The following is a 12,953-nucleotide window of genomic DNA, read 5'->3' as shown; positions in this document are numbered from 1 at the left end:
TAGTAGGGAGTGTTTTATGGAAATAGAAGATGACGAAATACTGCAAGGATTTATCGAAGAATCACTCGAACACCTCGCAGATATAGAAAATGACCTTTTAGCAATAGAGGAAGCTGGTGCAAATATTGATGAAGATCTTGTGAACAAAGTCTTCAGAGCAGCCCACTCAATCAAAGGCGGTGCCGGGTTTATGGGCCTTACCGCCATTCAGGGATTATCTCACTCCACTGAAAATGTGCTTGGAATGATTCGAAGTAAAAAACTCATCCCAACACCTGAAATTGTAAACGTTCTCCTCATGGCGTCTGACCAGTTGCAACGGATGATTGAGGATGTTCATAACAGCAACGATGTTGACATTTCATCCCACATCAACCCACTCGACGCCATAGCCGATGGAACCTTCTCACAGCCACCCATGGAGCCGGAACAGAAAAATACCGTGCAGGCAAAGCCTAAGGTTACCGTGAAACCTGAGGCTGTGGAACCGGTTTTTGAAGAACCTGAAGAGACTGAGGAGGAATATATAGAAGAACCAGAGACCGATGAAGATGAAGAAACCGAGCCTGAGCCAGAACCTGAGGTTACCAGAACACAAAATCCTGTACCTGAGCCCGTGGCACCAGTACAACCTCCCGCCGTAAATGTTCCGGCAACTGCAGCCAAACAGGCACCGCCTGCCAAGACGGAAACTTCACTCCGGGTTCATGTCAGTCTGCTTGATTCTCTCATGAACCTTGCAGGAGAACTGGTACTCAGTCGCAATCAGCTTCTCCAGACCATTGGCTCAGATGACCTCAGAAATGCTGAAGCCGTCGGCCAGCGGATTGACCTGATCACCTCCGAGCTGCAGGAAGCAATCATGCTCACCAGAATGCAGCCGATAGGAAACGTTTTTAATAAGTTTCCTCGAGTTGTCAGGGATCTTGCAAAAAAACTGAACAAAACCATTGACCTCACCATCGTCGGTAAAGATGTTGAGCTGGACAAGACCATAATTGAGTCTATCAACGACCCCCTCACCCATCTTGTCCGGAATTCTGTTGATCACGGCATCGAAATGCCGGCGGACAGAAAGAAAATCGGCAAACCTGAAAATGGCCTCGTTATCCTCAAGGCGTATCATGAAGCCGGTCAGGTCGTCATCGAGATCAGTGATGACGGTAAAGGGCTCGATGGCGAGGCCCTGGCTGCAAGTGCCGTAAATAAAGGCCTTATCACTGCTGAACAGGCTCAGGCCATGTCAGATAAGGAGAAAGTAAACCTTATTTTTCTCCCGGGATTTTCAACAGCAGCCGCCGTCACCGATGTATCGGGCCGGGGTGTTGGCATGGATGTTGTCAAGACCAACCTCGATCAGCTCGGTGGCAATGTCGATATCATCTCGGAAAAAGGCAATGGCACAACGATTTCCATCAAACTGCCCCTTACCCTTGCAATTATACCCTGTCAGATAATAGAGACAGGTGGCGAGCGTTATGCCATCCCCCAGGTGAATCTCGAAGAACTGTTACGAATTCCAGCAAATCAGGTGAAAGACCGGGTAGAGCGGGTTGGTGATGCAGAAGTCGTCCGACTTCGGGGAACACTCCTGCCACTCATTCGCCTCTCTGATGTTATCGGTGCCGATCGCACCTACTATGATTACAACGAGCAGGACGTCAAAGAAGACAGGAGAGAACAAATAGCAGACAGAAGAGGACGAAACTCTCCCCTGTTTAACGACAAGCATTCTGGAAACAACCACAGAAATCAGAGTCCAGACAGACCTCGATCCGTCATCGACAGACGCTCCTCTGCCTCTAGTGCGCTTAATATTGTTGTGGTCTCTACCGGGGCTATGAAATATGGCCTCATAGTAGACAGGCTTCAGGACTCAGAAGAAATTGTTATCAAGCCGCTTGGGCGTCATCTGCAGCAATGTAAAGGATATGCCGGTGCCACCATTATGGGTGACGGGCGTATTGCACTCATCCTCGATGTTAGCAATCTCGCTCGCATGGCTCATCTCACATCCATAGATGGCTCAGACCGCGCCGCTGAAGTGGCAAAAGCCGCAGAAGATGCGATAAATGCAAAAAAAGACAAGCAGTCTCTGCTGATCTTTAAAAACTCCAGGGAGGAGCATTTTGGCGTTCCGCTCAATCAGGTCGAACGGATCGAAAAAATCAAACGCTCAGATATTGAAGATCTTGGTGGCAGACGCATCATGAAATACAGAGGTGGCAGCCTAAGCCTTATCTGCGTCGATGATGTTGCCATGGTCGCCCCCCTTGCTGACGATGAAAATCTGCTCGTTATCGTGTTCAACATTGCCAAACGTCCCGTTGGACTGCTGGCTATTGGGCCCATTGATGCGCTTGAAGTCACCGCAGACATCGATGACACCACCCTGAGTCAGCCCGGTATTATGGGCTCAATTATCATTGACAATAATACCACCATGCTCATCAACGTTTTTGAAATGGTTCAGAATCTCTTTCCTCAGTGGTTTGAACACCAGGAAAAATTTGATCTGAGTCAGATTGAAGAGACAGGGCCTCCTCCCACTGTTCTGATTGCCGAAGATTCAAAATTTTTCCGCAATCAGGTGAAAAACTATATGACGGAAGTTGGCTATAATGTCATCGAAGCAGAAGATGGTCTCGAGGGCTGGAACCAGCTCGAAGAACACGCCGATGAAATCTCACTTTTGGTGACCGACATAGAAATGCCCAACATGAACGGCTTTGAACTCACCCAGAGAATCCGCAAGAACGAGAGATATAAAAATTTACCCATTATCGCCCTCACTACCCTTGCTTCAGCTGAAGATGTCGAACGTGGGAAAGCGGTTGGTGTCAACGAATACCATATCAAACTCGACAAAGAACGACTCATGGTATCGGTCCATGATTACATCAAAAGAAGATACTAAAGTCAGATAGAAGGGAGAGGCCTCTCTCCCTTTGATGTCTTCAGGGTACGCTCAAAACTAAATAGTTTTATAGGTATGAATTATGACAGATAAACATATGGCAGATCAGCCGAAAAATATAGTTGAACTTGCAACCTTTTATATTGGTGATGCTCTCTGCGGCATGGACATTCTCAAGGTTCAGGAAATTAATAAACTCATGCAGATGACCAAGGTTCCACAGGCCCCTGACTATGTTCTGGGGATTCTCAATCTTCGGGGTCAAATCGTGACTATCCTAGACCTCGGCCGCAAACTTGGCCTCGGTGAAACGGATATTTCTCAGGATCCAAGAAACATCATCGTCAACTCATCCGGTGGACACGTTGGTCTTCTGGTCAGACGCATCAGTGACGTGGTCTCTGCTGATATGAAAAAAAGAGAGAGAGCTCCTGCTAACATGAGCGGAATCCAGGGAGAATACTTTACCGGGGTCTATAAAACCGACGACAATCTCATTGGTATTTTAGATGTAGATAAAGTTTTGAGTATTGAGGATTGATAAACATATGTTAGGTGGGAAAAATCTCCGCGTTCTTGTCGTCGATGATACAATAGTGTACAGGAAGGCCGTTTCAGACATCATAGAAGAAATTCCAGGCGTTGAGTTGGCAGGGGTTGCTCATAACGGGAGCATTGCTATTGCCAAGATCAAAACCTTAAAACCCGATGTCCTGACACTTGATATCGAAATGCCGCAGATGAACGGGATAGAGGTGTTAGCTGAGCTGAGGAAAAACTACCCCGAAGTGGGGGCGATAATGCTCTCCACCCTCACTGACGAAGGGAGCTACATGACCATGAAGGCCCTGGACCTCGGAGCCTTTGATTTTGTTTTAAAACCTCAATCAAAAAACCAGCTTGAAGGTAAAAAAGCGATTCGAGAAGCCCTGGAACCGATCTTAAAGGCCTTTAAAGAATCGAAAAACCGCCCTGGTGTGGGTAAATCACCCACAACTTTGAACAGTTCCAGGTCAGCAAGACCTATTGGTACTCCTCCCGCAAGTACGTCCAGTATAAAACCACTCCGGCCACTGGGTACTGCAGCGCCCCTGAAAACCTCGCCTAGAGGCAAATCTGAGATCGTGACAATTGGTATCTCAACGGGCGGTCCAAACGCCCTGAACCAGATGATGCCAAAACTGCCCGGTAATTTAGGAGTACCGATACTCATTGTTCAGCATATGCCTCCTGTTTTCACAAAATCACTTGCAGCAAGCCTTGATAAAAAATGTGCACTTACGGTAAAGGAAGCTGAAAACGGAGAGAATATTCTTCCAAATGTTGCCTATATTGCGCCGGGGGGCAAACAAATGAAACTTGTCGCCGGAACCGACGGGCAACACAGACGAATCAAACTCACAGACGATCCACCTGAAAATTCATGCAAACCCTCGGTAGATTATCTTTTTCGATCTGTTGCTGATTACTATGTGGGGAGGACGACAGCTGTGATCATGACCGGTATGGGATCCGATGGCACAAAAGGTCTGGAGGTTTTAAAAAATAAGTCAGCATATATCATCGGCCAGGACGAGGCATCATGTGTCGTGTACGGCATGCCAAAGGCACCGGCAGAACTTGGTTATCTTGACACCGTTGTGCCACTGGACAAAATAGCCGATGAAATAGTCAAGAGTGTTAAAAGATAAGGGTGAATCATCAAACCTGTAAATCGAACCATTTAATATAATGATAAAGATCACACCAACAGAACTTAATCTTGTTGCTCAATATATTCAGGCAATATCTGGAATATATCTGGACCAGAGTAAAACCTATCTGTTCGAGACACGGTTAAGTTCTGTTGCCGAAGCTCACGGATGCGCCAACTATCAGGACCTGTACAATCTTGCAAAGCGTGATCTGAGCAAAAAAATTGAAAAAGAAATCGTTGATGCGATTACGACAAATGAAACCCTTTTTTTCAGGGATAAAGGACCGTTTGAATTATTACAGCACAAGATCTTACCAGAAGTAATAGACGCCCGTTCTGGAAAATCGGCTCTCAAACCGAGGATCAAGATCTGGAGTGCAGCCGCATCAACCGGGCAGGAGCTCTACTCCATTGCCATTGTTATCAAAGAGCTGCTTAAAGACAGTAATGATTACACCTTTACCCTTCTTGGAACCGATATTTCCGATGCTGCAATCGCCCAGGCAAGCTATGGTAAATACAACAGATTTGAGATAGAAAGAGGGCTCGATAAAAAAAATCTGCAGAAATATTTTACCCTTTTGGGCGACTCCTGGAAGATAAAGGATGAAATTCGCGCCATGGTAAATTTCAAAAAGTTGAATCTTATGCAGCCTTTTTCGGCGCTCGGCAAGTTTGATATCATTTTCTGCAGAAACGTTGCAATCTATTTCACACTGGCAGATCGAAAAACACTCTTTACCAAACTTGCTGGCAGTTTGAACGACGATGGCTACCTGATTATCGGCTCTACCGAATCCCTGACCGGGGTCTGCCCTCTGTTTGTTCCCAAACGTCATTTGCGATCAATTTTTTATCAAAAAAAATAATTGCCGGGGTATCGCCATGAAAAACCTATCCATTCTTGTCGTCGACGATGATCCTGTTCTCAGGCATTTACTGAGAAAAAGGCTCAAAATTGCAGGGTACAGCGTTGAAAGTGCAGAAGATGGATATGTGGCAAGGGATTTAATTCACAAACAATCTTTTGACGTTGTCCTCACAGACCTGATGATGCCCGGCGACATTGGAGGCCTTGAAGTTCTTGAACTTGCCAAAGAAAAAGACAGTTCGATTGAAGTGGTGCTCATTACAGCCCATTCCTCTGTTGACACCGCCGTACAGGCCATGAAAAAAGGTGCTGCTGATTACCTGGAAAAACCAGTCAATTTTGATGAACTTTTTCTCCGGCTGGACAAGATTGCCAATATTCAGACAATGTATAGAAGTGCCGTGGACTTGAGACTGGCACTCAGCAGAACGGAGGGAGAAGCCGGCCAGACGATACAGATGCTGGAACTTCTGTGCGGTAAACTCCAGCAATCGTTAGATGAGATTGAAACAACTCTTGAAAAGGATGGTGCCACATCAGAAGAGAGGGTTGCAAGTGCCCTGGCAATTATCAGAGAAACCTGAGCACCTGCTACGTATCCTAGTCCTCTTTTAGCATCAGTGACATTTCAACCCCGACGCTGCCGTCGAGTAAGGCGTTATCAAAAGAAACATTTTTCTGGTTCGCCCCTGTCAGATCCGCTCCTGTCAGATTTGCCTTATAGAGATCCGCATTCTTAAGATTTGCCTTTTTGAGATTTGCCCCGACAAGAAGAGCACCTTTGAGATTTACGCCCTCCAGATCGGTCCTTTCCAGATTTGCTCCAGACAGGTTGGCTTTTTCAAGATCAGCATCCTCCAGATTTTTGCCAGAGATATCAAGGCCGGAAAGATCACAGCCAAAACACCTCTTTGTATCAAGCAGAACCTCAAGATCAGCCAATTTATTTTTATCGATTTCAACAGGGGGAATCGCCGGCTCATCAGTAATTTCAGGAGCAATCACGACCTCCGCAACCCTGGGCACCGTCTTACCAGGCACCACCTTTGTCTCTACGACAGCTGGTGGAACAGGTTCTTCTGGAACAGTTGTCTCAGTCACTGTCTCAACTTCATTTTCAACAGCCGCATCGTCCCCCCTCTCCTTTACTGCATCACTTATCGTTTCGGGTACAGAGGCCTGCTCAATGAAACTACTCTTTTTAGCGGGTGGCGCCTGGGGGACCGCTGTTTCCGGCGGTGCACTTACCTCAACACTTTTGATCTCTGTCACTGGTGCCGGTGTTGCTGCCTTTTTGGTTACGGCAACAGGAGGAACATCATTGAAATCTCTTCTCTCACCAACCTTAACCTCTTGTTGTTGCGGTGTCTTTTTCGGTATTGCCGGGTCCTCTACATACACATCTTTTTCGACCTCATCCACACCAATACTTTCAAAAGGTTTTGTGGTAACTATTTCGCCGGACATTTTCGTGCCACCGAGATAGGCAGAATCGAAGGAGACCCCTCGTAAATCTGCCCCAGTTAAATCAGCGTCACCAAGATCTGCGCCACCAAAGACAGCACCATGAAGAATGGTATTTTTCAAATTTGCGTAGGAAAGATTGGTGAGTAAAAAACTGCAGGTGGACAGATCAGCACCTTCGAGATCTACCTTTGAAAGGTCCATTCGGTTAAAATTGATCCCGGAAAGCTCACAGCCTCTGCAACTCCTGGTTGCAACGAGCTTTGCAAGATTCTCGGTTGCTGTAACACTAGGTGCGGCGTGGCCATTACCTGTCTGAGCTGCGACAAGGACTGCAGCACAACCCAGGTAGAAAAATGTTTTTTTCATATTTATGACTCATCGGTTATGAAAGTGGTAAATTGCAAATAGATTACGTTATGGTGCTGGACCACAATTCGAAATAAATATTGTATGTACTGTAAATTTACCAGGAGTGTCAACTATTCCAGAATATCAGGCCCTGGATCCAGAATCTTATTTCATTTGATATTTAAGTTGCTTCCATCTCCATGGAGCTACAGGTTTTTTTTGACTCCAGATGTTTTTTCTTTTATTTCTTGCCTCTTTAGCCGTCTCTTTCCAAACTCCGCACACTCGCATTGTGCAATATCTAGGGTAATACCAGGCGAGACCATTACGCAGCAGTTCACTATTCACAGAGCTTTGACCTATATTAACTATGGCGACAAGACGATTATATTTGTCCCACTCCACGGGTATAATCTGCACCTGCTGATCAAGGGCGATATTCTTCACCATACCCTTTGCCTCTGAAGCATAGGGTTGATCGTACTCCGGAGCGTCTATTCCATATAGTCTGATTTCATAAGTTTTTTTCTCGTTGCTGACTTTTAAGGAATCGCCATCTATCACTTTGGTCACCTTGGCGTAAAATGCTTTTTTCGCCTCTACGTAATGGGACTGGACAGAAAATAATATAAAGAATAACAGGCCACAGAAAATACAAATGCGTCTTCTTTTCATTGTGATAACTCAGGAGAGAACAAAGTCGAGTAGATACAGTTGGTCAAACCAAATAAAGCCACTGTGTTTTTCTTGATGATAACATATAATGAGGAAAACACTGTTGTTTTTATCAGTTTTTATGTGCTAGAATCAGTTAAAGCATTGTCAGTCCCAATTAAGATCGCCAGGTGCTGTCCAAGGCTGCCTGAAGGTTTGCGAAAGGTTTCCTTGAATATTTCGAAATTTCATTGCAGGCTTACGGTGCGACGGAAAATTTGCCACAGGCAAGAACAAAACATCGAAGTTTACGCCGCCACCCCGGATTACATTTTCCTGCACAACCGAAGTCTGGCTGAAGCAGTACGCAGTCAAAGTTGCTTCAATGAGAATGAACTGGTCAGCAGTTCGCGTGTAACAATATTGTAAGTTCGTTTTTTCACCCTATTATTTATTGAGGCTATGTCACACCAAACCCTGAGCGAGAGTGAAGAGGAGACAAGGGGATTCCTTATACACCTCCCTGTTTTTTCATCTTTTTCACTGGACGAACTATCCGTACTTGCAAAACATATGAGCTTTGTGCACCTGCAGAGAGGCGAATACCTTTTTATGGAAGGAGATCAGGGGACATTTATGGGGTTTGTGGTAAGCGGGGTATTAGAAGTGCAAAAAAGTACTTCGGGAGGAGAGAGAGTTCCGCTGGCCAGATTAACAAAAGGCAGCTCCATTGGTGAAATGGCCATTATTGATCAGTCTGTCAGATCCGCAACTGTCATTGCAAAACAGGCAACAACCATGGTGACCCTTACGGAAAAGGGTTTTGATCTTCTGGCGGAAAAGAATCCGACTCTCGGGATCAAGGTGATAAAAAAAATAGCCCGACTGCTCAGCCTGAATATGAGAAGAACGTCGAGTAAACTCGCTGATTTTCTTCAATCTTATCAATAAATGAAAAGCACAACCCTATAGCTTTCAATACATTTCAATGCCACAAGAGATAAACATACTTATTGCAGATAACGAGTCCAGAACCATTTTTACCGGGACTGCTTTTTCTGAACTCCCCTTCGGCTGTCAATTTACGCACGCTTCTGATATCCAGGACCTCAGGAAGAGACTTCAGCAAAGCCGATATCAGATTCTCATCATTGATCTCGATTTTGGCCCCGATAACAATGACGATTCTCTGTTGGCTTCTATTCAAGCTAATCACCCGGACCTCTATATTCTGCCTATAATCCCTGAGGGCAAGCCCCAGCTGGTCAGGGAACTATTTCAGCTTGATCTTTTTTATTTTGTGCATAAACCACTCGAGCTCAGTGAAACCGTCGTAGCCCTCAAAAGAGCATATGAAAACATCCCTTCCCTACCCTCAGCCCAGGAACCTTCAGCCAGGCCCAAACATAAACCATTCCAGGGTATGATCGGAATGAGTAAACCAATGGCCCGTCTTTTTGACATGATAACAAAGGTCGCAGAAGACGACCTTGCAACAATACTCATCAGAGGTGAATCAGGTACTGGAAAGGAAATGGTTGCCAAAGCAATACACGCCCAGAGCAATCGTAAAGACAAAAATTTTGTGCCGGTAAATTGTGCAGCCATTCCCGATGATCTGTTGGAAAGTGAACTTTTTGGCTACACGAAAGGAGCATTCACCGGAGCCAACAACAATAAGCCAGGACGGATTCAATATGCTGATAAAGGCACGCTGTTTTTAGATGAGATCGGCGACATGAAATCCTCCCTGCAGGCAAAATTACTCCGAGTAATACAGGAAAGAGAATTTGAACCCGTAGGTGCTTTCAAATCAATTCCTGTTGATACCCGTATTCTGGCGGCAACCCATTGTGACCTTGAAGCTCTCGTGAAAGAGGGCAAGTTCAGAGAAGACTTATATTACAGGCTCAGTGTCATTCCTCTGCACATTCCTCCCCTGAGGGAGCGAAAACAGGATATCCCATTACTCATTGAATCCTTCCTGGCAAAGTACGCCAAAAACAGGGGCCGGGAGCCGTTTACCTTTACCCCCAGAGCTTACGCTTCGATTTCCTGTTATGACTGGAAGGGCAACGTGCGCGAACTTGAAAACCTTATTCAGCACATGGCTGTTCTCTACAGTGGAAAACAGGTTGATCTTATCGATCTCCCAGAAAAATTTCATACCGTTGAAATTACCGATGAACTGCTCGACACTACTGTTGCTCAGGCAGAGCCTTCAGGAGAAGAGACTGCCGTCGACCAACAAAACCAGAGGCAAGACATCTCCTGGCAGGACGGCCAGGTAGATTTTAACGAACTCATAAATGAGTTTGAGACACAACTTATTATCCAGGCACTGAAACAGGCAGAGGGAAACAAAAAAGAAGCGGCCAGACTTCTCAATCTCAAACGCACAACCCTGCTTGAAAAAATTAAGAAAAAAGCCTTAGATGATTTGTGGGAAAAATAGCCACTTTCTCTCTTCCAAAAATCTTCCAGCTCAGAAAATTTGAATATATCTGCTATCAGGCAGCCATTTCGAGCAGATTACTATTAATGCTTTCCTTTATCTGATCCTTTGTGGCCGGGGTTAAAAGAATATCGCGTACTCCATATTTCACGGCCTTAATCACCTTGGATCTTGTCCAGCCCGGCCCCGCAGCAACAAGGGGCAGATTGCATGCGGCACTAATCTTTATAACACTTCCAAAGACCTGTTCATTTACTTCATGCATCACCAGATACACCGCCTTCAACTCTCCGGGCAGGTAATCATGAATATTATCTTTAAAAGACAATTTTTTGACTCGATACCCCAAGTCGAGAAAGGTGGAAACCATTGTTTCAGCTGTTGCTTCATCATCACCAATAATCAAAATATCAAGTGACTCACGTTCACTTGTCACCTTCTGAGAACGCTCATGTGCGTCGGTATCCGTGTCGGATGAACGCGCTGTTTGGGGTAAAGATTCTCCAGCATCAGCCTCGTTGACGGCAAGCAAGCCCTCAAGTTCGATGAGTGAGAGCGGGAACAGGAGATTGATCTTGCCGTATTGACTTCCACCAATCTCCAGCACCATACTACTCTGATAATAATTTTCGTCCGGAATTGGTTCGTCCGACTCAATCTCGATTTTCATCGGAGTAACCTGCTGCAGGTCTTTTCTTATGAAACGAATGTTTTTTGTATACTGCTCTTCAAAAATTGCCGTGTACACTCCAGAGATAATATTTGCAATTTCTCCATAAGCATCCGCGGCGTCCTCTCCGAATTCTTCATCTGAGACAACGGATTCCAGTTCTCCTGCTGGCAACATTATGAGTGTGCCACCAACCCGAATGGCATCGCGCAGATCTATGGCGAGATAGCTTTTCCCTTCAAGTGCACCCACAACTTCAAGAGTCGTGATAACCTGTTTAGCTGAGACCTCATCGAAGAAGAACCCTTCTTTATCAATGACTTTATTGCTGATATCTCGAAGTTTGACATCGGTACCCAACAAGTTTGACACTTCTTCCTGCATTTTTTTCTGGCATAAGCCGAGGAGCTTATCGACTTTTGCTTTATGCTGAGTGACATTTACCTGCGACTTTTCAACTGATTCCGAAGATCTATTAACTGGTTCCTCTTCAGTATTTTCATCATGGACAGCCGCTGTTTGAGGTGTAGCAGCTGAGGGCTTTTCTTCCACAGGCTTTGTTTCATGGCCGGGTGGAAACAGCTCAAGCAGTGCAGCCGGGAAAAGCATCTGCACCTTACCGAGTTGCTTTCCATCTACACTGAGTGAAAGACTACTGACGTAGTAAAGAGCGTCCGGGATTGGTTCAGCTGAGGCGATGTCGACTTGAGCGGGTTGAACCTCAGTGAGTCCCTTTTTTATAAACCGTAATTTCTTGGTGTGCTGTTCTTCAAAAACCGCCGTGTAAACACCTGATATAATATTTGTTATCTCACCATAGGCATCCTGCGCATCTGCACCAAATTCTTCTTCACTGACCGTTATTTCCAGCTCAGTTGGTGGCAGCATAATAAGCACACCACCAAGATGAACGGCATCTTTAATGCTAGCGCAGAAAAAGCTGTTTCCCTCGGCGTCACCGACCACCTCCATATCCGCTATGATCTGCTTGCCCGTTACGCGATCTTCAAAAAACTCTTCTTTACCAACAAAATAATTTCGAATATCAGTCAATACTGCAGGAACGCCAAGTAAACCGCCAATTTCATTTTGCAGACGGCTCTGACACTCATCTAAAATCCGATCAATCCGTTTTTTTTGTTTTTCAAAATCAATCTTCACAGGGGCCGCATCGTCTGGCTGAGCAGCAACAACTTCTTCAACCTCACCTGAAACGTTTGTATCAGAAGTGCTCTCGGTATTTTCTTCTGCCGCGGGCTGTGCGGACTTGGCGGCGCTTTCTTCTTCCAGCTCAAAAGTCACTGCGGGCAACAGCACGATAAGATTGCCCATGGAAGTCCCATCGAGACTCATGGCCCAACTCACCCTGTAAAGTTGGACATTCTCAACAGGCGCAGCCGAATCGATCTCTACTTTTGCAGGAACGATCTTTTCCTGGTTCTTTCGTACAAACCTGCACGATTTTGGATACATCTCCTCAAAATCTTTTGTGAAAGATCCGGCGATAATATTGGCGATCTCACCATAGGAATCTTCGATCTCTTCGCTGTACTCCTCCCGACCTATTACCTCCCCGAGTTCTGTAAGCGGCAGCATGATGAGCGTACCACCAAGACGAATCGCATCTTTTATTCCAGCAAGAAGACAAGCTTTTCCTGACACTTCACCAGTAATGTCCATTTCAGCAGATATCTGCTTACCCTGGAGATCAGCAAAAGCATCCTCCTTACTTACACGATCATAGGATTCATCGGTGAGGGCAAAAACAGTACCGAGAAGGGCTCCGACTTCTTCCTGAACACGGGCTTTAACCGCCTGCAATATTTTATCGATTCGTTTCTGCTGCGTCATAGGATGCAATTATCTTAAATTGAT

10 protein-coding genes are annotated in these 12,953 nt (G+C 45.5%); 7 read left to right on the top strand and 3 right to left on the bottom strand.

Translation table 11 applies throughout. The features are described from left to right. Positions 1-16 precede the first annotated feature (16 nt). The 5 genes from FCL48_RS07125 (at position 17) to FCL48_RS07105 (ending at position 6,068) form a co-directional block, all read left to right on the top strand. Entirely contained in the window at positions 17-2,917 is a 2,901-nt protein-coding gene (locus FCL48_RS07125; protein WP_136871566.1) for a hybrid sensor histidine kinase/response regulator, read from the top strand. A gap of 82 nt (positions 2,918-2,999) precedes the next feature. Next, positions 3,000-3,458 carry a chemotaxis protein CheW gene (locus FCL48_RS07120; protein ID WP_240744777.1) on the top strand — a complete coding sequence of 153 codons (459 nt, stop codon included), beginning with the start codon at positions 3,000-3,002 and terminating at the stop codon, positions 3,456-3,458. A 7-nt stretch (positions 3,459-3,465) separates the two neighbouring features. Further along, on the top strand, positions 3,466-4,608 hold the full coding sequence (locus FCL48_RS07115) for a chemotaxis response regulator protein-glutamate methylesterase (protein ID WP_136871565.1): 1,143 nt from the start codon (positions 3,466-3,468) through the stop codon (positions 4,606-4,608). Between the two features lie 40 nt (positions 4,609-4,648). Further along, on the top strand, positions 4,649-5,482 hold the full coding sequence (locus FCL48_RS07110) for a protein-glutamate O-methyltransferase CheR (RefSeq protein WP_136871564.1): 834 nt from the start codon (positions 4,649-4,651) through the stop codon (positions 5,480-5,482). Between the two features lie 16 nt (positions 5,483-5,498). Continuing rightward, positions 5,499-6,068 (top strand): response regulator, encoded by a 570-nt coding sequence (locus FCL48_RS07105; protein WP_136871563.1) that lies wholly within the window; start codon positions 5,499-5,501, stop codon positions 6,066-6,068. 16 nt (positions 6,069-6,084) lie between these two features. On the opposite strand, the gene FCL48_RS07100 is transcribed toward FCL48_RS07105, so the two are convergent. Together FCL48_RS07100 and FCL48_RS07095 are read right to left on the bottom strand one after the other, a co-directional pair. Further along, positions 6,085-7,317, bottom strand: a complete 1,233-nt coding sequence (locus tag FCL48_RS07100; protein WP_136871562.1) for a pentapeptide repeat-containing protein — start codon at positions 7,315-7,317, stop codon at positions 6,085-6,087. Positions 7,318-7,464: 147 nt separating this feature from the next. Beyond that, on the bottom strand, positions 7,465-7,863 hold the full coding sequence (locus FCL48_RS07095; RefSeq protein ID WP_169309117.1) for a thermonuclease family protein: 399 nt from the start codon (positions 7,861-7,863) through the stop codon (positions 7,465-7,467). Positions 7,864-8,415: 552 nt separating this feature from the next. On the opposite strand from FCL48_RS07095, the gene FCL48_RS07090 reads away from it, so the two are divergent. Beyond that, the gene (locus tag FCL48_RS07090; protein WP_136871560.1) at positions 8,416-8,904 is read left to right on the top strand and encodes a cyclic nucleotide-binding domain-containing protein; all 489 of its coding nucleotides are present in this window, start codon (positions 8,416-8,418) and stop codon (positions 8,902-8,904) included. A 37-nt stretch (positions 8,905-8,941) separates the two neighbouring features. After that, the gene (locus FCL48_RS07085; protein ID WP_136871559.1) at positions 8,942-10,408 is read left to right on the top strand and encodes a sigma-54 dependent transcriptional regulator; all 1,467 of its coding nucleotides are present in this window, start codon (positions 8,942-8,944) and stop codon (positions 10,406-10,408) included. Between the two features lie 55 nt (positions 10,409-10,463). Here FCL48_RS07085 and FCL48_RS07080 read toward each other — a convergent pair whose 3' ends face one another. Then, entirely contained in the window at positions 10,464-12,929 is a 2,466-nt protein-coding gene (locus FCL48_RS07080; RefSeq protein ID WP_136871558.1) for a chemotaxis protein CheX, read from the bottom strand. Positions 12,930-12,953 lie beyond the last annotated feature (24 nt).

It is taken from the genome of Desulforhopalus sp. IMCC35007 (assembly GCF_005116575.1).
Classification (GTDB): Bacteria; Desulfobacterota; Desulfobulbia; order Desulfobulbales; family Desulfocapsaceae; genus Desulforhopalus_A.
This window is presented reverse-complemented; position numbering and strand designations above follow the sequence as displayed.

Coding starts and splice junctions, on each gene's coding strand:
- FCL48_RS07120 (WP_240744777.1), top strand. CDS start 3,000: ATGACAGATAAACATATGGCAGATCAGCCGAAAAATATAGTTGAACTT.
- FCL48_RS07100 (WP_136871562.1), bottom strand. CDS start 7,317: ATGAAAAAAACATTTTTCTACCTGGGTTGTGCTGCAGTCCTTGTCGCA.
- FCL48_RS07090 (WP_136871560.1), top strand. CDS start 8,416: ATGTCACACCAAACCCTGAGCGAGAGTGAAGAGGAGACAAGGGGATTC.
- FCL48_RS07105 (WP_136871563.1), top strand. CDS start 5,499: ATGAAAAACCTATCCATTCTTGTCGTCGACGATGATCCTGTTCTCAGG.
- FCL48_RS07110 (WP_136871564.1), top strand. CDS start 4,649: ATGATAAAGATCACACCAACAGAACTTAATCTTGTTGCTCAATATATT.
- FCL48_RS07085 (WP_136871559.1), top strand. CDS start 8,942: ATGCCACAAGAGATAAACATACTTATTGCAGATAACGAGTCCAGAACC.
- FCL48_RS07125 (WP_136871566.1), top strand. CDS start 17: ATGGAAATAGAAGATGACGAAATACTGCAAGGATTTATCGAAGAATCA.
- FCL48_RS07115 (WP_136871565.1), top strand. CDS start 3,466: ATGTTAGGTGGGAAAAATCTCCGCGTTCTTGTCGTCGATGATACAATA.
- FCL48_RS07080 (WP_136871558.1), bottom strand. CDS start 12,929: ATGACGCAGCAGAAACGAATCGATAAAATATTGCAGGCGGTTAAAGCC.